The following is a 22,437-nucleotide window of genomic DNA, read 5'->3' as shown; positions in this document are numbered from 1 at the left end:
GAAACCGCAACAACACCCCGAGTGGGGTACATCGCGTCCCACCTTGTGGGGACAACTGCGTCGGCTTCCGGAAGGCCGACGGCACGTCTACGCTGCCGCCATGGCGTCGTACACCGTACGTCCTCTCGACGCGTCCACGTGGGACGCCTTCGACGAGCTCTGCCGCACGAGCGACGGCTTCCCGAGCGGCTGCTTCTGCATCGGCTTCCACGACGAGGGGCCGACACGGGACGCCGCGTGCAACCGGGAGCGCAAGCACGCCCGCGTCCTCGCTGGCACCACCCACGCCGCGCTCGTCCTCGACGGGGAGCGGTGCGTCGGCTGGTGTCAGTACGGGCCGGTCTCCGAGGTCGTCCGCATCAAGAACCGTCGCGAGTACGACCGGTCGCAGGTCGGTCCGGATCCGGCCTGGCGCATCGGCTGCAACTACGTCCGCGCCGGGTACCGCCGCCGCGGAGTCGCCACCGAGGCGCTCGGCGGTGCGCTCGCCCTCATCGCCGCTGCCGGTGGCGGGATCGTCGAGGGCTACCCGGAACCCGCCGGAGCGGTCCCGGCCGGCTTCCTCTTCCACGGCGCGCTCTCGACCTTCGAGCGGTTCGGGTTCGCGCGCCAGCGTGCGATCGGCAAGCACCGCTGGGTCGTCGCCACGACGGTCGAACCGGCCTGACGATCGGGCCGGCCTGTCGATCGGGCCGGGCCCGAGACGGCACTGGAGGCGCTGCGCACGTCGTGCGCAGCGCCTCCAGTCCGGCGTCGGCGTCGGACCTACTCGCCGTTGTTGCCGATCTTGTCGTCCAGGTCCTGCGCGGTCTTGTCGATCTGCTCGTCGAACTTGCCGCCCGTGACCTTCTTGATGCCGTCGGCGAGGCCGTGGATGATCTTGTCGGAGACGTCCTCCGCCTTGTCGCTCTGCAGCGCCTCCTCGATCTTGTCCTTGTTCTCGTCCACGAACGCCTTCGCCCGGTCGGTGACCTCCTCCGCCTTGGCGGAGACGTTCTTCTGGATGTCGTCGAAGCCGGCCATGCTGCCTCCCTGCCGGCCGGAGGTGACCCGGCCGCTCGATGGCCGGTCGATCCGGCCGCTTGGCCCACATCGTGCTCCGATCCCCGCGATCTGTCCGCCGAACGCGAGCGAACTCCCGGGAAACGGAAAGCGGGGCCGGACCCGAAGGTCCGACCCCGCTGACGCGTGGTAACCGGAGTTACTTGACGATCTCCTCGACCGTACCGGCGCCGACCGTACGACCACCCTCACGGATGGCGAAACGGAGACCCGGCTCCATGGCGATCGGCTGGATCAGCTCGACGGCCATCGACACGGTGTCGCCGGGCATGACCATCTCGGTGCCCTCGGGCAGCGTGATGACGCCGGTGACGTCCGTGGTGCGGAAGTAGAACTGCGGACGGTAGTTCGCGTAGAACGGGTTGTGACGCCCGCCCTCTTCCTTGGTCAGGATGTAGGCGTTCGCCTTGAACTCGGTGTGCGGCGTGACCGAACCCGGCTTCACGACGACCTGGCCGCGCTCCACGTCCTCGCGCTTGAGGCCACGGATGAGCAGACCGGTGTTGTCACCAGCCTCGGCCTTGTCGAGCAGCTTGCGGAACATCTCGATGCCCGTGACCGTGGTCTTCTGCGTCGGGCGGATGCCGACGATCTCGACCTCGGAGTTGAGGTCGAGCGTGCCACGCTCGACACGACCGGTGACGACCGTGCCACGACCGGTGATCGTGAAGACGTCCTCGATCGGCATCAGGAACGGCTGGTCGGTGGCGCGCACCGGGTCCGGCACGTGCTCGTCGACCTGGGCCATGAGGTCCTGGACGGACTTGACCCACTTCTCGTCGCCCTCGAGCGCCTTGAGCGCCGAGACCTGCACGACGGGGGCGTCCTCGTCGAACTCCTGCGAGCCGAGGAGCTCACGGACCTCGAGCTCGACGAGCTCCAGGATCTCCTCGTCGTCCACCATGTCGGACTTGTTCAGCGCGACGACGATGTAGGGGACGCCGACCTGGCGGGCGAGCAGCACGTGCTCACGCGTCTGGGGCATCGGACCGTCGGTGGCGGCGACCACGAGGATCGCGCCGTCCATCTGCGCCGCACCCGTGATCATGTTCTTCACGTAGTCAGCGTGACCAGGAGCGTCGACGTGCGCGTAGTGGCGCTTCTCGGTCTGGTACTCGACGTGCGAGATGTTGATCGTGATGCCGCGCTCACGCTCCTCGGGAGCGTTGTCGATCTGAGCGAAGTCACGGGCCTCGTTGAGGTCCGGGTACTGGTCGTGCAGAACCTTGGTGATCGCCGCCGTGAGCGTGGTCTTGCCGTGGTCGACGTGACCGATGGTTCCGATGTTGACGTGCGGCTTGGTCCGCTCGAACTTGGCCTTGGCCACTGTGGGTCCTCCTCAGGACTCGGAGAGCATGCCCCCGGTTCGTGAACCGTTGGCGTGCAGTGTGTGTCTTTACTGTACTTGGTGGCGAGGGGCCCGTCGCCGGGCGCCCCCGCCTGTGGAGAGACGCTGGAGCGTCACTCCCCCGCGTTCTTCGCGATGATCTCCTCGGCGACCTTGGCCGGGACCTGGCTGTAGGTCTCGAAGGTCATCGAGTAGACCGCACGACCAGAGGTCTTCGACCGCAGGTCGCCGACGTAGCCGAACATCTCGGACAGCGGCACGCTCGCGCGGACCACCTTGACGCCCGAGGCGTCCTCCATCGAGGCGATCTGGCCACGACGGGAGTTCAGGTCACCGATGACGTCGCCCATGTACTCCTCCGGAGTACGGACCTCGACGGCCATGATCGGCTCGAGGATCGCCGGACCGGCCTTGCGGGCCGCTTCCTTGTAGGCGATCGAACCGGCGATCTTGAACGCCATCTCGGACGAGTCGACGTCGTGCGCCGCGCCGTCCTTGAGGATGGCCTTCACGCCGACGGTCGGGTACCCGGCCAGGATGCCGACCTGCATGGCGTCCTGGATACCGGCGTCGACCGACGGGATGTACTCACGCGGGACGCGACCACCGGTGACGGCGTTCTCGAACTCGTAGACCTTCTCGGCCGTGACTTCCATCGGCTCGAGGGCGATCTGCACCTTCGCGAACTGGCCGGAACCACCGGTCTGCTTCTTGTGCGTGTAGTCGTAGCGCTCGACGACCTTGGTCAGGGTCTCGCGGTAGGCCACCTGGGGCTTGCCGACCGACGCCTCGACCTTGAACTCGCGCTTCATGCGGTCGACGAGGATGTCGAGGTGGAGCTCGCCCATGCCCTTGATCGTCGTCTGACCGGTCTCGGCGTTGAGCTCGACGCGGAACGTCGGGTCCTCTTCGGCGAGCTTCTGGATGGCCGTGGAGAGCTTCTCCTGGTCGGCCTTCGTGTTCGGCTCGATGGCGACCTCGATGACCGGCTCCGGGAACGTCATCGACTCGAGGACGACCTGGTTGGTCGGGTCGCACAAGGTGTCACCGGTGGTGGTGTCCTTGAGACCGATGACCGCGTAGATGTGGCCGGCGGTCACGTTGTCGACCGGGTTCTCCTTGTTGGAGTGCATCTGGAAGATCTTCCCGATGCGCTCCTTCTTGCCCTTGGTCGAGTTGATGACCTGGGCACCCGACTCGATCGAGCCCGAGTACACGCGGACGTAGGTGAGACGACCGAAGAAGGGGTGCACCGCGACCTTGAACGCGAGGGCCGAGAACGGCTCCGACGCGTCGGGCTTGCGGATGATCTCCTTCTCCTCGTCCTTGACGTCGTGGCCGATCATCGGCGGCACGTCGAGCGGGGACGGGAGGTAGTCGATGACGGCGTCGAGCATCGGCTGGACACCGCGGTTCTTGAAGGCCGAGCCGCACAGGACGGGGTAGACCTCGGACGCGATCGTGAGCTTGCGGATCGCAGCCTTGATCTCGTCCTTGGTGAGCTCCTCGCCGCCGAAGTACTTCTCGAGCAGGGCGTCGTCGGTCTCGGCGACGCGCTCGATCAGCTTGGCGCGGTACTCGTCCGCACGGTCCTTGAGGTCCGCGGGGATCTCCTGGACCTCGTACTGGGCGCCCATGGTGACATCACCCTTGGAGTCGCCCGGCCAGACCTTGGCGTGCATCTCGATGAGGTCGACGATCCCGACGAAGTCGTTCTCGGCGCCGATCGGGAGCTGGAGCACGAGGGGCTCCGCGCCGAGGCGGTTGATGATGGTGTCGACCGTGAAGTAGAAGTCGGCGCCCAGCTTGTCCATCTTGTTGACGAAGCAGATGCGCGGGACGTCGTACTTGTCGGCCTGACGCCACACGGTCTCGGACTGGGGCTCGACGCCCTCCTTGCCGTCGAAGACGGCGACCGCACCGTCGAGCACGCGGAGCGAACGCTCCACCTCGACCGTGAAGTCCACGTGACCGGGGGTGTCGATGATGTTGATCTGGTTGTTGTCCCAGAAGCAGGTCGTCGCGGCCGACGTGATCGTGATGCCGCGCTCCTGCTCCTGCGCCATCCAGTCCATCGTGGCAGCGCCGTCGTGGACCTCACCGATCTTGTGCGTGATGCCCGTGTAGAACAGGATGCGCTCGGTCGTCGTGGTCTTGCCGGCATCGATGTGCGCCATGATGCCGATGTTGCGGACCTTGTTCAGGTCGGTGAGCACGTCCTGTGCCACAGGGTTCCTCCGGAAGAGTTGTAGGAGAGGTTGGCGTCCGTGCGGGCGCCGGGGTTCATGACCACCGGCGCCCGGACGGTGCCGGGACTACCAGCGGTAGTGGGCGAAGGCCTTGTTCGACTCGGCCATCTTGTGCGTGTCCTCACGGCGCTTGACCGCGGCACCGAGACCGTTCGACGCGTCGAGGATCTCGTTCATGAGACGCTCGGTCATCGTCTTCTCGCGACGGGCCTTGGCGTACGAGGTCAGCCAGCGGAGCGCGAGGGTGTTCGCGCGGTGCGGCTTGACCTCGACCGGGACCTGGTAGGTCGAGCCACCGACGCGGCGGCTGCGGACCTCGAGGGTGGGACGGACGTTGTCGAGCGCCTTCTTGAGCGTCGCGACGGCGTCCTGCTGGTTCTTGGCGGAAACGCCTTCGAGGGCACCGTAGACGATGCGCTCTGCGAGGCCCTTCTTGCCGTCGAGCAGGATCTTGTTCACGAGCTGCGAGACGATCGGTGCGCCGTAGACCGGGTCTGCGACGACGGGACGCTTGGGGGCGGGACCCTTACGAGGCATTGGCTCAACCCTTCTTCGCGCCGTAGCGGCTACGTGCCTGCTTACGGTTCTTCACGGCCTGCGTGTCGAGCGCACCGCGGATGATCTTGTAGCGGACACCGGGGAGGTCCTTCACACGACCGCCGCGCACGAGCACCATCGAGTGCTCCTGGAGGTTGTGGCCCTCACCGGGGATGTATGCCGTGACCTCGGTGCCGTTCGAGAGCTTGACACGAGCGACCTTGCGCAGTGCCGAGTTCGGCTTCTTCGGGGTGGTGGTGTAGACGCGGGTGCACACACCACGCTGCTGGGGGTTCGCCTTCAGGGCGGGCGCCTTGGTCTTGGTGACCTTCGGCGTACGACCCTTGCGAACCAGCTGCTGAATAGTAGGCAACTGTTCTCCTGGTTCTTCGCTCGTGTTCTCCGGCCGGCGCGGTCCGCCGACTTCCTCGTCCCACGCTGATCACCGCCTGACGGCGGATGACGAGTGGGGGACGGAGTGTTCCGGCCGACCGTTGGTCGGACCGGACTTTTCGGGCACGCCCGAAGGCGCACACCCGGAAGAGATTACCCGCGTAACCCGGCGAAATCAATCCGGGCGCGTCGCCCTGGAGGCGCGTGACGAGTGCCCTGGGCGAACAGGCGCCGCGTGGGTGGTCGCGCGGGGCGCGGGGCGCTCCGCCCGGCCGGGCGCGGTGGACCGGACCCACGGCCGCTGGACGGACGTGGCGAGCCGGCACCGCGCCTCCTGGACGCACCGGGGCGCCGTCGTGCGCGGCGTCAGGAGCCCGTGTCGGACGAGCCGTTGCCCACCGCCGAGCGGAACGTCGCCCCCGCGTCCGTGAACTCCGTGACGTACCCGCTGGCGTTGACGTTCATCGGTCCGGCGGACGCCGTGCCCACCCCGCCCGGGCCGGAGATGTCCGCCGTGAACGTGGCACGCCCGAAGGACGTCGTCGTGACGAGCCACCCGTTCGACACCCACCCGCCGATCGACACGGTGGGGCGGGTGTCCAGCGTCCACTTCTGGTTCGTGTACGTGTAGGCGGCGTCCTGCCCGTAGGCGTAGAAGCTGCACCCGGCCGGTGCCGCCTCGGTCGAGGCGATGCAGCCGTCGACCCATGCGTCCACCGCCGCCTGGGCGGACCGCTTGCCCGCTGCGGTGAGCTCCGTCGTCATCGAGACGGGGCTCGAGGCGGTGCCCCCGAAGCCGGTGACCGTCGCCGTCGCGGCCTTGGCGGAGTACCACTCGCCACCGTCCACCGCGACGTCGTACGTGCCGGGGAGGGCCGTGAGCGTCGCCGTGCCGTCCTTCGACGTGACCACGGACTGCCCGGCCACCGACACCTTCGTGCCCGTGGGGCCGCGCAGGCTGACGTCCACCGCACCGAGCCGCGGTGCCTCGAGCTGCCAGACCGGGAACACGCCCCAGTCGGTGCCCGTCCTGTCGAGGGTGAAGGTGGACGAGACGTCGCGCCCCGCCTGCCGCAGGTACGCCGTGACCGTGGCGGTGTCGCCGTCCGCACGCGTGGCGGCGATCCGGTAGCCCGTGACGCGGTCCTTCGCCTTCGCGTAGGCGGCCTTGGTGAGGAGCAGGTCGCGTTCGTCGTGCTCGATGCCCGCCACGTCGAGCGCGGCGCCCACCCGACCCGCCGTGAGGTCGTCGAGGAAGGCACGGACCGGACGGTCTGCGGCGTGCGTCGACGTGCCGACCGAGTAGCCGACCACGCCCGCGACCAGGAGCAGCACGACGGCCGCGCCACCCGCGACGATGCTGACGAGCCGACCGCGACCGAGTCGACGACGGGGCCGGGGCTGCGCTCCGGACGCCCCCGCCGGTGGTGCGTCCCGCGTGCCGCGGATCGAGTCCACGGCCGGGACGGATCCCCATCCGTCGGCCTGGTGCTGGTCGGTCATCGGTCCCCCGTCGTCCTCTGGTGCTGCAGGAAGACTACCGGCGGGCACCGTCATCGCCGGGCTCCGGGCGCACCCCCGACGCGCGCGACGGGTGCCGTGCCGCGGCGATCCCGCCGACGACGCACAGGAGTGCGACGACCACCGAACCGACGACGAACGGGCCGAGTGCGTAGCCGGCCGGGAACACGAGCAGCTCGGTGAGGTCGCTGCGGACCAGGCTGTAGCCGACCGCCCCGACGCCGAGCATCACCAGGTAGCAGGTCGCCGCGGCGACGAGGCCGGTGACGCCGGGGTTGCCCTCGCGGGAGCCGACCGCGGTCGCGAGGAACACCACCACGGCACCGCCGAGCACCATCGCGGGGCCGAGGTACGGGGTGGCGTCGGGCTGGGAGATGACCTCGACGTCGGCGAGGAGGGCCTCGAAGCCGGTCACCGCGATGACGAGCGCGATGAACAGGATCGACGTCATCGTCGCGATCAACCACCGGGACATGCGGTGATCGTATCGCTGGCGGGGCTCAGGCGGGGGTGGCGTCTGCGCGCTGCGGCTCGTTCGCGTGCGTCTACTGGTCGGCGTGGGTCGGGTCGGCGTGGGTCGGGTCGGCGTGGGGCGCCTGGTCAGCGTGCTCCTGCGCTGCGAGCTCCTGCTGGTCGGCGTGCTCCTGCGCTGCGGCGACGAGCGCGAGGGCGATCGTGGCCGTGATGACCGGGATGGACTCGGTCATCGGCGCGGCTGCGGTCGGGGCGTCGGTCGTGCTGGTCGCGTCGGGCGTGCTTGTCGCGTGCGTCGCGTCGGTCGCGTGCGTCGCGTCGGGCGTGGTGGTCGCGTCGCCGTCCGCGTCCGGGCCCTGGAGGCGCGGCGCGGGTGCCACGGCGAGCGTCGCCTCCGCCCCGTGGTCGCGCAGCGCCGGTCCGACGATCGGCAGGACCGCCGTGGTCGCCGGGGGCTCGGCGTGGAGCACCGGCGTCTCGGTCGACGGGGCACCCCGCTTCGCCGCACGACGGGCCTTCGCCATCTTGACGAGCACGACGACCGCGACGATCGCCCAGATGCCGTTCACGATCGTCGACGGGACGGCGTGGTGCGCCGCGACGTTGATCGCCACGGCGAGCCCGCCCACGAGGTTGAACAGCTGGTACACCGGGCCGTTCGGGAGCTTGCCCATCGAGAAGAGCAGGTAACCAGCGAGGACGGTTACCGCTCCGAACCAACCGAGGAACTCCACGATTCCAGCCAACACGCGCGACTCCGGGCACGACGAGGAACGGCCGTTTCGAGCGACCGTTCGAGAGAGGGACGAGCAGCCGCGAGCGCGGGCTCAGGAGCATCGTAAGCACAGCGGGAGGCCGTGCGGAAGAGGGTGCGGCGTGGCGCGTCGGACCCCAGTTGGTGGGGGTCGGATCAGCCGTTCGTGGCGGGGTCCGCGAGCACGTAGACGTACCCGGAGAGCGACCACGACTGGTCAGCCATCGGGTCGCCGCCCGAGTCGGAACTCGTCGCCGCGACCCCGTTCACGAGGAACAGCCGCTGACCGTTCTGCACGTTCTTCGTGAAGGCGAGTGCCTGGTCGTACGACCCCTTGACGGCCGCCGTCACGGGCACGACCACGAAGTTCGCGCTCGTGATCTGGGCGTCGCTGTGCGGGGCCGGCGCCTCGGGCGTCGCTGCGGCTGTCGGCGCTGCCGACGCGGACGCCGTCGACGACGGTGACGCACTCGCGGACGGGGCCTGTTCCGCCGCGGCCACTGGGGCGTACGCCTTGGGGTCACCGATGGTGATCGACGTGACCGTGACGCCGCTGGCAGCGCCGGCGCCGTTCAGCTGGTTCAGCAGCGAGGCGGTGTCGGTCGAGGACGGGACCGAGGCCCGCAGGGCAGCCAGCTCGGCCTTCGTCGCGTCGAGCGACGTGTACGCCTCCTCGAGTCGGTGGAGTTCGGCGCGGTTCCGGGCGTTCGTCGCGTCGATGTCAGCCTGCTGGGCGCTGTTGTCGGACGCCTGTGCGAGCTGCGGCTGTGCGCCGAGGAACCACCCGCCCGCGAGGACGGCCAGCGTCGCGGCCAACGCGATGATGAGGGAGAGACGGTTCTTGTTCACTTCGATCCGTCCTTCGTGTACTTGCCGTCGAACGCCTTCGCGCCGAGGTGCGCCTGGATGGTCGCCGAGTACTGCCCCGTGTCCTCCTCGAGCGCGACCGACGTGATCGTCGAGTCGACGTAGCCACGGAGCTGCGAGAGGCGTGCGGTCCAGTCCGGGACCGAGGGGATGCTCGGGCTCTGGATCGTCAGCTGCATCGTCGCTGCGCGTGACCCCTGCAACGGGACGGTCGACTGCGCGAAGGACTCCGTGGAGTCCGCCGAGTCGATCGTCATCGCGGTGATGGAGACGCCGGCGGGGAGCACCGACTTCAGCTGCGCGAGTGTCGAACTCCAGTCGATCTCGGTGGAGCCACCGACGGACTGGGCGGCTTCGAGCAGGGCCGTGTCGTTCTCGGCCGAGCGGACCTCCGAGTAGCGCTGCTGCTGCTGCAGGAGCGAGGTGGTCTCGTTCTGCGCGGACAGGTACGACTGCGCCGTGTCGAGCTGGTGCACGTACGCGCCGCCGGAGCCCAGGGCCGCGACCGCGGCGGCGACGATCACGCCGAGCCAGGCGCGCCGCGCGATGGCCCGTTCGCGGCGCTCCGTGTGGACCTCGGGCGGGAGGAGGTCGACCCGCGGCTCACGCCCCGCGATCGAGGTGGACGCCGTCGTGCGCGGGGCGCGACCCCGTCCGGGTCCGGTGGTGTCCTCGGGCGCTGCGGCCCGGATGTCGGTGGCGGTCATGCTGCTCGACTCCCCACTGCCAGCCCGTAGGCGACGGCGATCGCGTCCTCGTGGTCCGTCACGTCCTGAACCGGGATCGACCGCGCGAGGTCGACCCCCGCGAAGGCCGAGCCGCGCTGCACCGGGAGGTGGGTGTGCGCGGCGAGCGCCTCCGGCAGGCCGACGAGGCGAGCGCCACCGCCCACGAGGACGATGCGCTCGACGTGGTCGCCCGGGCGCGTGTTGACGAAGTAGCTGATCGTGTTCCGGAGGCTCGCGATGAGCTCCGTGACGGCGTCGGCGATGACCGACACGGCGCGCGCGTCGTCCGGCGTGCGAGCGCCCGTACCGATGCCGAGGTGCCGCTTCACGACCTCGGCCTGTCCGAACTCGATGTCGAGCGCTGCCGCGAGCGTCTTGGTGACGTCGTTCCCGCCCGTCGGGATGATGCGGACGAACTGGGGGACGCCGTCGCTCACGAGGACGACGGTCGTCGTGTCGGCGCCGAGCTGGACCAGCGCCGTGGTGCCGTGCAGCCCCGGCCGGCCCACGAGGACGCGGGTCAGGGCGAACGGGATGAGGTCGACGCCGACCGGGTTGAGGCCAGCGAGCTGCGCGGCCTTGACGTTCGCGAGCACCGCGTCCTTGATCGCCGCGACGAGCAGGCCGTGCACGACGGGACCGTTGTCGCTCATCGCCTCGGCGGTCGGGTAGAAGTCGAGGATCGCGTCGCCGACGGGAACGGGGAGCATGTCCTGCACCTGGAACGGCAGGCTCTCGCGGATCTGCGCCAACGGTGCGGCCGGGACGGTCAGGTCGCGGGAGAGCACGCGTTGGTTGCCCATGCCGAGCACGACGTCCTTCGAGCGGAACCGGCCGATGGACCACAGGGAACGCAGTGCCGACGCGACCGTGTTGGGCTCGAGCACCTCGCCACGGCTGACGGCGTCCGGCGGGGTCGGGACCTCGGCGAACCGCAGGACGGTCGGGCGTGCGCGGTCGGCGTTCGCGACCTCGACCGCGCGGATCGAGGATCCCGCGATGTCGATGCCCACGATGCTCTTGCCCATGTTGCTGCTTTCGTCGAGGAGTGGTCGGTGGAGGAGGCGTCAGGCGAGTCCGAGGACCCCGAGGTAGGCGGTCCAGAGAGCGTGTCCGTAGACGATGCCGATCCACGCGCCGATCAGCATCGACGGCCCGAACGGCACGCCACCGCGCCATCGCGCACGTCGTGTGGTGACCAGCGCGATCGCGACGGTACCTCCGACCACGAAGGCGCCGAAAGCACCCACTGCGAGGGGTCCCCATCCGAGGTACGCGAGGACGAGCCCGAGGACGACGGCGAGTTTCACGTCGCCGAGCCCCATCCCGCCCGGGACCGCGACGGCCAGCGCGAGGTAGGCGCCGCCCAGGACCACCGCCCCGATACCCGCCCGGCCGAGGGCCGCGAGGTCTCCGCTCAGCACCGAGACGACGACCAGGAGGACGACGAGGACCACGGCGGACGGGTAGACGATCGCGTTCGGCAGGGTGTGCGTCTCGAGGTCGATCAGCGCGAGGGCGACGGAGACCGCCATGAGGTAGAGCAGAGCCGCGAGGAGGATCGCCTGGGCCGCAGGGACACGAACGGGTCCGATCACCACGGGTCCGGAGACCGCGACGGCCGCGACCGCGACGAACAGCAGTGCGGTGGACAGCTCGACGATCGGGTACCGAGGCGAGATCGGCTCCGCGCAGTCCCGGCACCGTCCGCGCAGGAGCACCCAGGAGAGCACTGGCACGTTGTCCCGACGCCGGATGGCGTGTCCGCACCCGGGGCAGGAGCTCGGCGGCGACACCACCGAGAGGCCGGCGGGGACGCGGTGCACGACGACGTTCAGGAAGGAGCCGACGAGCAGGCCGAGCACGCCGGCGAGGACGACGACGATCGGCAGGACCTCGCCCACGCCGATCACCTGCACGCCCCCGTGCTGGTCGTCGCGCACGAGCCGTCCGCCTTGAAGGCCGCCTGCACCTCCACCTGCGTGGTCACGCCGTAGGAGGTCGACACGGGTTGGAGGAACTTCGGCGGCGCGGTGGTCAGCAGGCGCTGGTCGTAGACGTAGTTCTTCGAGAACCCCGTGCTGCCCGTGGTCGCGACGGGTCCACGCCAGTTCTGCGCGATGGAGCCGATGACCTTGAGCACACCCAGCTTCGACCCGATGTCGTAGTTCTGGTTCCAGAACGTCCCCGCGTTGCTCGCGATCGCCGCGCTGATCGTCAGGGACTCGCCGCCGGTCCGGTTGAGGAGTCGGACGCCGCTCTGGTTGCAGCGTGTGGTGTCGGTGACGTTGCCGACGCCCCACTGGTAGACGGTCGGGTAGGAGGTGCAGCGTGCGGGGTTGTAGACCTCGACGGCGTTCTGCCCGACCAGTCCGAGGATGTCGTTCGTCGCGCTGACGTAGGTGATGTCGTCCGTCACCCAGATCGTGCCGGACGACGCGATGGTCATGGCACCGGCGAACGCGCCGCTGACGAACACGTCCCCCGCCGAGCAGCTGTACGTGTCCGACGCCGACCCGGTCTGTGCGTACGAACCCGACGTGCCGCCGTTGATCCACTCGCCGGCGGCCGGGAAGCCCTGCCCGTTGCTGAAGGGCTGGTTCGTCGTGGTCGTCGTGGTCCCGTTCGATCGCACGGTGACCGTCGTCGTGCAGTACGTGTTCGTGTACTTCGAGGGGAACGTGTTCGCCGCCCAGGAGTTGGCGTTGTTCGAGGCGGTCGGCACATCCTGGACGTACATGAGGTTCGCCGGGAGGGTCGTGATGGTGGCACCGGCAGCGCTCTGCAGGTCCGAGATGGTCCCGCACAGTGCGGCGGACTTCGCGAGGTCGGCTCCCGCCTTGACCTCACCGGTCGACGCGACCACCTGGATCTGCGTCGCCTTGGACCACGGTGACCAGACGGTCATCTTGCCGTTGCCGAGGAACGACACCCGCGTCGGCCCGGTGTAGAGGCAGCCGGGACGAGGGACCGTGGTCGGGGTGTCCGTGCGGGTCTCCTGCGACATGTTCGAGTTCAGCGCGGGGAGCCCGAGGTAGGGCACCGCGGTCGCGGCGCCGCCGTTGAACACGCCGCTGCACGTCCCGCTGGACGGGCGGACGCTCGTGTCGTGCTGCTCGACGGTGCCGTTGAACACCGTCGAGCAGGCCGCGGTGAACACGTCGTTCGTCCGGATGGGACCGTTCAGGACGTCGGTCCCGGCGAACTGCACCGCCTGGCACTTCGTCCCGCTCTGCCACTGGTACATGGTGGTGCAGGAGCTGCCGGAGATCGCCGGGTTCGACGATTCGTAGTTCGTGAAGTAGAGGTAGTTGATGAAGCCGTCGCCCTTGAGGTTGGCGACCAGGGACCGCACGCTGCCGCCCGACTTGCCGGTCACGCGGACCTTCAGGACGCCCTTCGAGGAGTAGTTCGAGTTGTCGACCTCGTACCGGTACCACTGGTCCGTCGACCCGACGACCCCGGCCCACTTCGAGAAGGCGTCGTTGCCGTTCTGTCCGCTGAAGGTCGATCCGCTGTCCTTGCTGAACTGCGCGGCTGCGTTGCCGTAGAGGGCGTACCCGTTGTCGTTCGAGAGCTTCGACTGGTAGTCGGCGAGCCCCGCGTACGCGGCGGCGATCGCGTTCTGGAAGTTGCGGTCGGTCGCCGACTTCACGGCGCCGGACGTCGACACGGCGATCATGGTCGCGACGAGCAGCATCATGACGGTGCCGAAGATGAGCACGTTGGCGAGGATCATGCCCCGCTCGTCGCGCTGGGCCCGGTCCAGGAGTGCGTGGATCCGCCTCACGGGGTCCCTCCGGTGTTCGTCCCGTAGACCACGTTGAAGAGGTACAGGGTGTTCTGGATGTGGGTGTTCCCGGACAGGCCGGCCGTCGACGAGCCGAGCTCGAGGTTCACGCGCACGGCACGGACGTTCCCGAGCTGCGTCGCGGCGAGCGTGCCGTCCGACTGCGTCGGGACGGTGGTGCCGTTGGCCCCGAGGTACTCGAACAGCGGGTCGCCGTCGACCGTGGGGGACGCGACGGGTCCACCCACGACGACGCTGCGCGTCGGGGTCTGCGTGGTCGCGGGGAACGTCCAGAAGCCGTTGTTGGCGGTGCCGTCCCACTGGTCCAGGACGATCCGCTTCGCAGCGTTGACCGAGTACCGGATCTGGACGGGCTTGTCGGTGCTGTTGCCGTCCAGGTTGATGTAGGCGTAGAAGGTCGTCCGCGTCGGCGCGGCTTCCGTCAGCGCCGCGGCGTAGCTGCCGTCCGCCTTCGGCAACAGGCTCGCCGCGTGGACGTACCGGGTCAGCGAGTTCATCACGATCGACGCCGACCGTGCGTTCTGGTCGGACGTCGTGTTCGTCGAACCGGCCCGGAGCGTGGCGGTGAAGAAGCCGCCGACGGCGACGAGGATGACCATCGCCACGCTCACCGCGACCAGCAGCTCGGAGAGCGTGACGCCCGACTGGTCGGCGTGCAGCCGACGGAGGGCCCCGGTCACGACGTCTGCCCTCGTGGGTCGAGCGTGAGCGTGTTGTCGTAGCTGATGACCACGAGCGCGCTCTTCTGGTTCACGCGGCCGCTCGTGACCGCGTTCACGTTCGAGGCGTTCGAGGCGATCTCGTTCTTGGTCGTCGCGCCGAAGGACGTCCCCGAGTAGAGGGTCCAGGTCCCGAAGGGCAGGGCGATCGTCGCCGTGTCCGCTGACGAGAGCGGGAACTTCATCGTCATGCCGGCGGAGCACCCCGGGTCACCGGCAGCGGGGTTCGAGGACGACACCGCGGTCACGTAGCGGCTCTTGACCCCCTTCACCGTCGCGACGCCCATCATCACGGACGCCGAGGACGGCACCCCCGGTGACGTCTCGATCGTCCCCGGTGCCGAGCCGACTGCCCCAGAGGGATTCGGTGTCGACCATGCCGACGGGTTCGGGCTGAGACAGCTCGAGGACGACGCCGAACTGTTCGAGTACGGACCCGCGTAGACGGTGTAGCCCGAGGTGAACGGGAACACCGGCAGGCTCGGCGTCGAGGCGGACGTGACGGCGAGCGACGTGCTGGTGACGTCCCACGGCTTGACCGTGTCGAGGCCGCCGACCGTCGAGGAGAGCACCGTCACCATGTTCGTGGGGAGCGTCGCGTTGTAGCCCTTCGCGTACTGCAGCGTCAGCTGGCTCGCGCGGTCGTACACGAACGGTACCGGTGAGCTCGCACCGGCGGAGACGGTGATCGGCGACTGGGAGGACGGCTGCGCCTGGTTCGTGTCGATGCCACCGGTGGTGTTCGCGGTGACCGTGTAGTCGCCGGGCGCCACGTTGACCGCGTAGGAGCAGCCCTGTGCGTCGGTCGGCTGGACCGCTGTGGTGAGCGCGGAGCCACCGCCGCCGGAGACCGGCGTGACCGTGATGCCGACGCCCGCGTACGGGGCGCCGGCCGCCGTCGCGACCGAGATGATCAGCGTGCCGTACCCGGGGTCGGTCACGGCGTCGCTCGGCGCGATGGCGGAGGTCACCGAGGTGGAACTCGTCCCGCCGCTGCGCGGGCTGGGCCAGCTCACGGTTTCGACGATGCTCTTGTATGCGAGCTTGCCGGTCGACGACCCGCACGCGCCGGTCGCACCGTCGCTCTGCACCCAAGAGACTGCTCGGTCGATCTTGTACTCGACGTTGCCGACCGTCTTCGTGTTGTCGGCCCCCGCCTTGCTGATCACCTTGAAGATCCCGGCGGTCGACGCCGCGGCGGTCTGCCGGAGCGTGTCGATGTCCTGCGAGGCCAGCGCCACCGCGGTCTCACGGCCGCGGGTCGTCTGGGTGAGCTGCAGGGTGTTCGCGATGCCGTAGGCGATGCCCACCGACATCACCGCGAACACCATCATCGCGACCATGACCTCGATGATCGAGAAGCCGGCCTCGGCGTCGCGCTCGTCGCGCGGGCTGAGGGCGTTCCGCAGTCGTTGGATCATGGTCACCTCCTGGTCGGTGTTCGGGTGAGCGAAAGGGCGGTCCGTCCGACGACGGACCGCCCTTCACGCGATCAACTGGATCAGCAGGACCCGGTGGCTGCAGACGTCTTGTCCGTGATGTTGAACGGGTTCTTCGTCGCGCCGGTGCCGTTGATGCAGAAGCCGGCGGTCGTTCCCGAGCCGGTGGTCTTGTAGACCATGGTGTTGTCCGTGCTCTGCGTCCAGCCGTACTGGCCGAGCGTCGACGAGTTGAAGTCGGTCGCGGCCGGCAGCGCGCCGTTCTTGTCGGTCTGGTACGCGATCACCGCGGTCTTCGCGTTGGCGAGGTCCGACTTCACGGAGGCGTCCTTCGCGTTGTTCTGCACGTTGAGGTACACCGGGATGGCGATCGCGGCGAGGATGCCGATGATGATCACGACGACGAGGAGCTCGATGAGCGTGAAGCCCTTCTCGTCCTCTTCGAGGAGTCCCTTGCGGCGAGCCTCGAGCTTGCCCATGAGAGCGAAGTACATGGTGTTTCCATTCTTTCGGGAATGCGATGGGAAGATTGTTCGGGGCGTGCTCGCCGCCGCTGACAAGAGTATTCAGGGCCAATTCCGGGCGGAATCCCGAGAACGGGGGGCAAGTGGGGAACGAAATACCCCCACTCCCGGGGGCAGTGGGGGTACTTCCTCCCCCGCACGAGGGGTAGCGAAAAGCCGCTCCTACTTGACGAGCGACGTGATCTGGAAGATCGGCAGGTAGAGCGCCACGATCATCCCGCCGACCACCACACCCAGGAACGCGATGAGCAACGGCTCGATGAGGGCGGTCAGGGATTCTGTGGTCGCCTCGACCTCGGCATCGTAGAAGATCGCGATCTTCTCGAGCATGACCTCGAGCGAACCCGCGTCCTCACCGACCGCCATCATCTGCGAGACCATGCTCGGGAATACTTTCTCGTTTGCGAGCGGTGCGGAAATCGATTCACCTTTCCGAACGCTTTCCGCAACCCGTTCGAGTGCTTTCTGCACGACGAAGTTGTTCGAGACTTCACCGACGATCTGCAATGCCTGCAGAATGGGGACGCCGGCCCCGATCATGTTCGAGAAATTGCGTGCGAACCGCGCGATGACGATCTTCTTCGTCAGCGGGCCGAACACCGGCAGACGCATCATCAGTGGGTCACGGACGGCGCGGAAGCGATCGGTGTTCTTGTTGGCGCGGAACCAGAGCCACCCGACGACGACCGCGACGGCCAGCACGGGTCCGAGCCACCGCATCGCGTGGGACATCGTCACGAGGATCTGTGTCGGCACCGGCAGCTGCCCGCCGAGGCTCGAGAACATGTCCTGGAAGATCGGCACGATGAAGATGAGCATGATGACGACCGCGAGCAGCGACATCACCAGCACGACCACCGGGTAGGTCATCGCCGACTTGATCGTCGAGCGGAGCTTGTGCTCCTTCTCGAAGTTCGTCGCGATGGAGTCCATCGCCTGGTCGAGGAAGCCGCCGGTCTCACCCGCCCGGATCATGTTGATCATGATCGGCGGGAAGTCGACCGGGTACTTCGCCACGGCGTCGGAGAAGGAGACACCGCGCTCGACGTCGTCCCGGACCTTGCCGAGGATCACCTTGAGCTTCTTGTTCTCCGTCTGGTCGGCGAGGATCGACAGCGCGCGGAGCAGGGAGAGCCCCGACGTCAGCATGGTCGACGCCTGACGCGACATGATCGCCAGGTCCTTGAGCCCCACACCCTTCTCGAACCCCGGGATCTTGATCTCGGTCTGCAGTCCGGTGCCGGGCTTCGCCTCGGTGATGGCGATCGGTGAGACGCCCATGCCCCGCAGACGCTGGACGACCGCTCCTTCGGAGGACGCGTCGAGCCGTCCCTTGACGAGCTTCCCGGCGCCGTCGCGCCCCCGGTAGTCGTAGGCGAGCGACATCAGTGGCCTCCTGAGTACTTGTCGCCGAAGTCGATCTCGGACGCGGCGATCGCGGCGGCCGAGGAGTCGGACGGGGACTCGACGCGCTGCACGAGGCGGTCGAAGCCCTCGTGGTCGTGCACCTTCTCCATCGCGGCAGCCCGCGTGACGGTGCCGACGTTGACGAGCTCGGCAAGGTCCTGGTCCATCGTGTGCATCCCCATGTCACGTCCGGCCTGCATGGCGGAGGTGATCTGGTACGTCTTGCCCTCGCGCACGAGGTTCCCGATGGCCGGGGTGGTCCTCATGATCTCGGTGGCGACGACCCGGCCGGCACCGTTGGCCTTCGGTACGAGCGTCTGGCAGACGACACCCTCGAGCGTCGAGGCGAGCTGCGTCCGGATCTGCCCCTGCTGGTGCGGCGGGAAGACGTCGATGACGCGGTCGATCGTGCCGGGAGCGCTCTGGGTGTGCAGGGTGGCGAACACGAGGTGGCCGGTCTCGGCCGCGGTGAGGGCGACGGAGATCGTCTCGAGGTCGCGGAGCTCGCCGATCAGGATGACGTCCGGATCCTGGCGCAGCACGTGCTTCAGGGCGGCGGCGAACGAGTGCGTGTCGGCCCCGACCTCGCGCTGGTTGATGATCGCCTTCTTGTGGTCGTGCATGAACTCGATCGGGTCCTCGACCGTCACGATGTGGTCGGCCCGGGTCTCGTTGACGAGGTCGATGAGCGCGGCGAGCGTGGTCGACTTGCCGGAACCGGTCGGCCCGGTCACGAGCACGAGTCCGCGCGGCAGCTTGGCGAACTCCCCCACGTGCTCGGGGATGCCGAGCTGCTTGAGGGTCTTGATCTTGGTCGGGATGATGCGGAAGGCCGCGCCCCAGTTCCCGCGCTGCTGGTAGTAGTTCACGCGGAAGCGGTACTCGGGCGACAGCGAGTACGCGAAGTCGAGTTCCTGCTCGTGGTCGAACTGCCCCGCCTGCTCCACCGAGAGCAGGGTCTTGAGGGCGGCGATCACCTTGTTCCGCGCCCACGGCCCACCGGGGACCGCCGGTCGCAGGGATCCGTCGACGCGCACGGTCGGCGCCGCGTCCGCGGTGAGGTGGAGGTCCGACGCACCCTGGTAGACGACCTGGGCGAGCGCGGTGATGAGGTCGGGGTCGGCGACCTCACGCGCGTGGCGGGTGAAGTTGATCTCGTCGTGGCCGGCGGGCGCGGGCACGTGGGTGGCCGCGACGTGGGCGACGGTCGGGAGGATCGTGGTCGGTTCCACAGGCACGACCGGCAGGTGCTGGGTCACCGCGTCGGCGTAGCCGTAGGACGCGGTCGACGGCGGGACGGCTGCGGACGGCGTCGCGGGGCGGGCGTGCGGCTGCGCGACCGGCACGGCGACGGGGTCGCCGGACGGCGCCGGCCAGGACCCGCTCGGGACGGACGCGGAGGGCGCGGCGGCACCGGCGACGGGCGCAGCCGGAGCCGGCCAGGCGGTGTCACCCGACAGGTCGTAGACCGGCGCGGCCGAGGCGGGGGCGATCTGCGCCTCCACGGCCGGCGACGTCGGCTGCTGCGCCGCTGCGGCCGCGAGCCGGGCGGCGCGGCGACCACCGACCTCGTGGCCGGGACGGCCCGGGTGCCACCCCGCGACCGGCTCGTCGCCGGGCACGGAGATGTCGTAGACGGAATCGGTCATCGTTCCACTCCCACGCCTACGCGACCACGCGCAGGATCTCGTCGATGCTCGTCATGCCGAGCTTGACCTTCTCCCACCCGTCCTGGCGGAGGGTGAGCATGCCCTGCTGCTGGGCGACGCGGCCGATCTCGGCGCTCGAGGCACGCGAGACGGCGAGGCGCTCGATCTCCTCGGTCACGGTCATGACCTCGTGCAGGGCGATGCGGCCGCGGTACCCGGTGTTCGAGCAGACGGCGCAGCCGACCGGGCCGAAGAACTCCGGCACGGCGGCGTCCTCGGTGCCCACGAAGCCGAGCGCCACGAGCTGCGCCGGCGTGTACTGCGCCGGGGCCTTGCAGCGGTCGCAGAGCCGTCGTGCCAGACGCTGGGCGACCACGGAGTCGAGTGCGGACCCGACGAGGAACGGCTCGATGTCCATCTCCGTCAGTCGCGTGACGGCCGACGGGGCGTCGTTCGTGTGCAGCGTGGACAGCACGAGGTGGCCGGTGAGCGAGGCCTCGATCGCGATCTGCGCGGTCTCGTGGTCGCGGATCTCGCCGAGGAGCACGACGTCGGGGTCGGACCGGAGGATCGACCGCAGGGCCGACGCGAACGTGAGTCCGGCCTTCGGGTTGACCTGCACCTGGTTGATGCCGGCCATCCGGTACTCGACCGGGTCCTCGACGGTGATGACGTTGATCTCGGGACGAGCGACCGCGTTGAGGGTCGTGTAGAGCGTCGTCGACTTGCCGGACCCGGTGGGACCGGTGACGAGGATCATGCCGTACGGCTTCGAGTAGGAGCGCTGGTACGCCTGGAAGTTCTGCTCGAGCAGGTTGAGGTCCTTGAGGGACATCGACGTGTTCGTGTTGTCGAGGATCCGCATGACGACCTTCTCGCCCCACACGGTGGGGAGCGTCGCGACGCGGAGGTCGATCTGCCGGCCACCGTGGCGCACCGACATGCGGCCGTCCTGCGGCTTCCGACGCTCGGCGATGTCGATGTCGCTCATGATCTTGAGCCGGCTGATGACGCCGTTCTGGATGTTCTTCGGCGCCGGGGCCATCTCGTGGAGCACGCCGTCGATGCGGTAGCGCACCCGGACCTCGTGCTCGCCGGGCTCGATGTGGATGTCCGACGCGTGGTCCTGGATGGCCTGGGACACGAGCAGGTTGACGAACCGGACGATCGGGACGTCGTCGAGCGCGCCGTCGGTGAGGTCGACCTGCTGCTGGGTCTGCGCCGATGCCTCTTCCTCGAGCGAGGAGGTCAGGTCGTTCAGCTCGTCGTCGGCACGCAGGTAGCGGTCGAGTGCTGCGGCGAGGTCGCGCTCGTCGACCTGCAGCGGCTTCACGGGGCGTCCGGAAGCGGTCCGGGCGTCGTCGATCGCCAGCACGTTCGTCGGGTTCACCATCGCGAGGACGAGGACGTCGCCCTCGAACCCGACGCCGAGCACGCCGTGCCGACGGCAGAGGGCCGCCGGCAGCATCGACACCGCGGTGCCGTCGACCGGGTAGTCCGTCAGCGGGACGGTCTTGGAGTTGTTCGACGCAGCGCGCGCGGTGATGTACTGCGCCTCGCTGACGAGGCCCTGGTCGACGAGCGAGCGGATCGAACGGTCGTCGATCTCCTCGTCGCCGGTCATCGAGTCGAGGTGCTCGATCGGCAGGGCTCCGTTGAGGATGAGGATCTCGGACAGCGTGGCCATGAGCTGCGGAGCCTCCTTCGGGTCGCGCGCGGTTCGTGGGGACGAGCGCCGCAGGGGTTCGACGCCCGACCACGCTACGTCCGCACGGAACGGCCACCGCAGTCCCACAACGAGGGGGCGAGGGGGTGTTCGGTGGCCCCAGTGCAGGGGTACCCGCGGGTATCGACACCGCCGACGGCGTGCGCGCCGAGGGCCGCGACGACCCCCGTCAGAGGGTCGTCGACGCGGTGACGTGCACCGGCCCCGGGACGAACCCGAGCCGCTCGTAGATGCGTCCGGCGCCGGTCGGGTTCTCGGCGTCGACGTGCAGGACCGCGGCGGACAGCCCCTCGGCACGCATCCCCTGCAGCGCGGCGTCGAGGACGATCGGCGCGAGTCCCGTCCCTCGTGCCGCCCGCACGACACCGACCCAGTGCACGTACCCGAACGACCGGCCGCGAGCGGCGAAGCCGTCCGGATCCACCTCGACGAGTGCGAACGCCACGATCCGGCCCGAGGGGTCGACGACGACCCGGCCGAGGTCGAGCCGGGCCGTCGCCGCGGTGAGGAACCCGCGCCAGTCGGACTCGACCATCGGTTGCGATCCCCAGTGGTCGCGGAAGGCGTCGTTCTTCGCGATCCGCAGCGGCTCGATGTCGTCGGACCTCGTCGCACGCACGACGTACCCGTCCGGCACCGGCGGGACCACGATCTCGGCGCGGTCGCCGAGCACGACCTGCATGTCGACCCAGTGGCGGACCGGCTCAAACTCGAAGTGGGCCGCCAGACGGAGCGCACCGGTCCCCTGCGCGGCGCCGACCTCGATCGTCGCCGGCAGGTCGAGGTCGAGCGCGGCGAGTCGCTGCCGCGCGCGCCCGATGAGCCACGCGAGCACACGACGGCCGATCCCCCGGCCGCGCAGCGCGGGATGGACCGCCCCCTCGAGCACCACGCGAGCAGCGGTGACGCGAGAGGGGACGTCGATGACGATGCCGTACGCCTGCACATGCCCATCAGCATCGACGCCGACGAGGGTGTCCCGAGCGAGGTCGAGCCCTTCGGTGGAGAACGTCCGCTCCAGGCTCGCTGTGGAGGGACGAGCGTGTGGGTCGTCCACCGCGGCAGCCGCCACGGCGAGGGCGTGCACGGCCGCCAGGTCGTCCCGGGTCGCAGACCGGAAGGTCAGCCCGGCGATCGGGACCGGGAGCTCGAGGTGGGCCGGGGCGGTGATCCGTTCGCGCAGCGTTGCCATCCGCCCAGCCTGCCAGCGGTCACGGGCGCGACGGCGG

The 22,437-nt window shown here is 69.1% G+C and carries 21 protein-coding genes; 1 reads left to right on the top strand and 20 read right to left on the bottom strand.

Annotated elements, in window-relative coordinates:
- Positions 1 to 100: 100 nt before the first annotated feature.
- A complete protein-coding gene (locus BIV01_RS08065; protein WP_071302487.1) occupies positions 101 to 667 on the top strand; it encodes a GNAT family N-acetyltransferase in 567 nt (188 codons plus the stop codon).
- Positions 668 to 765: 98 nt separating this feature from the next.
- On the opposite strand, the gene BIV01_RS08060 is transcribed toward BIV01_RS08065, so the two are convergent.
- From BIV01_RS08060 to BIV01_RS07965, 20 genes are all read right to left on the bottom strand, one after another.
- On the bottom strand, positions 766 to 1,023 hold the full coding sequence (locus BIV01_RS08060) for an Rv0909 family putative TA system antitoxin (protein ID WP_071295208.1): 258 nt from the start codon (positions 1,021 to 1,023) through the stop codon (positions 766 to 768).
- 178 nt (positions 1,024 to 1,201) lie between these two features.
- Positions 1,202 to 2,389 (bottom strand): elongation factor Tu, encoded by a 1,188-nt coding sequence (tuf, locus tag BIV01_RS08055; protein WP_070417678.1) that lies wholly within the window; start codon positions 2,387 to 2,389, stop codon positions 1,202 to 1,204.
- Between the two features lie 134 nt (positions 2,390 to 2,523).
- Positions 2,524 to 4,638 carry an elongation factor G gene (gene fusA, locus BIV01_RS08050; RefSeq protein ID WP_070417677.1) on the bottom strand — a complete coding sequence of 705 codons (2,115 nt, stop codon included), beginning with the start codon at positions 4,636 to 4,638 and terminating at the stop codon, positions 2,524 to 2,526.
- Between the two features lie 87 nt (positions 4,639 to 4,725).
- Entirely contained in the window at positions 4,726 to 5,196 is a 471-nt protein-coding gene (gene rpsG / locus BIV01_RS08045; protein ID WP_022903294.1) for a 30S ribosomal protein S7, read from the bottom strand.
- A gap of 4 nt (positions 5,197 to 5,200) precedes the next feature.
- Positions 5,201 to 5,569, bottom strand: coding sequence for a 30S ribosomal protein S12 (gene rpsL, locus BIV01_RS08040; RefSeq protein WP_017885540.1), 369 nt, complete (start codon positions 5,567 to 5,569; stop codon positions 5,201 to 5,203).
- A 386-nt stretch (positions 5,570 to 5,955) separates the two neighbouring features.
- Positions 5,956 to 7,092, bottom strand: a complete 1,137-nt coding sequence (locus BIV01_RS08035) for a hypothetical protein (RefSeq protein ID WP_071302486.1) — start codon at positions 7,090 to 7,092, stop codon at positions 5,956 to 5,958.
- Positions 7,093 to 7,126: 34 nt separating this feature from the next.
- A complete protein-coding gene (locus BIV01_RS08030) occupies positions 7,127 to 7,585 on the bottom strand; it encodes a DUF6121 family protein (protein ID WP_071302485.1) in 459 nt (152 codons plus the stop codon).
- A gap of 70 nt (positions 7,586 to 7,655) precedes the next feature.
- Positions 7,656 to 8,318 carry a CBU_0592 family membrane protein gene (locus BIV01_RS08025; protein WP_071302484.1) on the bottom strand — a complete coding sequence of 221 codons (663 nt, stop codon included), beginning with the start codon at positions 8,316 to 8,318 and terminating at the stop codon, positions 7,656 to 7,658.
- A gap of 176 nt (positions 8,319 to 8,494) precedes the next feature.
- Entirely contained in the window at positions 8,495 to 9,187 is a 693-nt protein-coding gene (pilO, locus tag BIV01_RS08020) for a type 4a pilus biogenesis protein PilO (RefSeq protein WP_071302483.1), read from the bottom strand.
- A complete protein-coding gene (locus tag BIV01_RS08015; RefSeq protein WP_071302482.1) occupies positions 9,184 to 9,912 on the bottom strand; it encodes a hypothetical protein in 729 nt (242 codons plus the stop codon). The genes pilO and BIV01_RS08015 overlap by 4 nt, the downstream gene beginning before the upstream one ends.
- Positions 9,909 to 10,961 carry a type IV pilus assembly protein PilM gene (gene pilM / locus BIV01_RS08010; RefSeq protein WP_070417672.1) on the bottom strand — a complete coding sequence of 351 codons (1,053 nt, stop codon included), beginning with the start codon at positions 10,959 to 10,961 and terminating at the stop codon, positions 9,909 to 9,911. The genes BIV01_RS08015 and pilM overlap by 4 nt, the downstream gene beginning before the upstream one ends.
- Before the next feature lie 39 nt (positions 10,962 to 11,000).
- Complete coding sequence (locus BIV01_RS08005; protein WP_254791801.1) at positions 11,001 to 11,876, bottom strand: prepilin peptidase; 876 nt, start codon at positions 11,874 to 11,876, stop codon at positions 11,001 to 11,003.
- Positions 11,843 to 13,672: a hypothetical protein gene (locus BIV01_RS08000; protein WP_139199264.1), complete on the bottom strand. Its 1,830-nt coding sequence runs from the start codon at positions 13,670 to 13,672 to the stop codon at positions 11,843 to 11,845. Before BIV01_RS08000 ends, BIV01_RS08005 begins: the two co-directional genes overlap by 34 nt.
- Positions 13,673 to 13,719: 47 nt before the next feature.
- A complete protein-coding gene (locus BIV01_RS07995) occupies positions 13,720 to 14,424 on the bottom strand; it encodes a PulJ/GspJ family protein (RefSeq protein ID WP_071302480.1) in 705 nt (234 codons plus the stop codon).
- On the bottom strand, positions 14,421 to 15,884 hold the full coding sequence (locus BIV01_RS07990) for a prepilin-type N-terminal cleavage/methylation domain-containing protein (RefSeq protein WP_139199263.1): 1,464 nt from the start codon (positions 15,882 to 15,884) through the stop codon (positions 14,421 to 14,423). Before BIV01_RS07990 ends, BIV01_RS07995 begins: the two co-directional genes overlap by 4 nt.
- Positions 15,885 to 15,964: 80 nt before the next feature.
- A complete protein-coding gene (locus BIV01_RS20345; RefSeq protein ID WP_071302478.1) occupies positions 15,965 to 16,396 on the bottom strand; it encodes a type II secretion system protein in 432 nt (143 codons plus the stop codon).
- A 192-nt stretch (positions 16,397 to 16,588) separates the two neighbouring features.
- The gene (locus tag BIV01_RS07980) at positions 16,589 to 17,812 is read right to left on the bottom strand and encodes a type II secretion system F family protein (RefSeq protein WP_083295163.1); all 1,224 of its coding nucleotides are present in this window, start codon (positions 17,810 to 17,812) and stop codon (positions 16,589 to 16,591) included.
- Complete coding sequence (locus tag BIV01_RS18940; protein WP_083413866.1) at positions 17,812 to 19,482, bottom strand: PilT/PilU family type 4a pilus ATPase; 1,671 nt, start codon at positions 19,480 to 19,482, stop codon at positions 17,812 to 17,814. The genes BIV01_RS07980 and BIV01_RS18940 overlap by 1 nt, the downstream gene beginning before the upstream one ends.
- Before the next feature lie 16 nt (positions 19,483 to 19,498).
- Positions 19,499 to 21,169: a GspE/PulE family protein gene (locus BIV01_RS07970; RefSeq protein ID WP_070417667.1), complete on the bottom strand. Its 1,671-nt coding sequence runs from the start codon at positions 21,167 to 21,169 to the stop codon at positions 19,499 to 19,501.
- A gap of 208 nt (positions 21,170 to 21,377) precedes the next feature.
- A complete protein-coding gene (locus BIV01_RS07965; RefSeq protein ID WP_071295201.1) occupies positions 21,378 to 22,400 on the bottom strand; it encodes a GNAT family N-acetyltransferase in 1,023 nt (340 codons plus the stop codon).
- Between the last annotated feature and the right edge of the window lie 37 nt (positions 22,401 to 22,437).

Origin of the sequence: Curtobacterium sp. MCBA15_013 (genome assembly GCF_001865095.1) — a bacterium.
Lineage (GTDB): Bacteria > Actinomycetota > Actinomycetes > Actinomycetales > Microbacteriaceae > Curtobacterium.
This window is presented reverse-complemented; position numbering and strand designations above follow the sequence as displayed.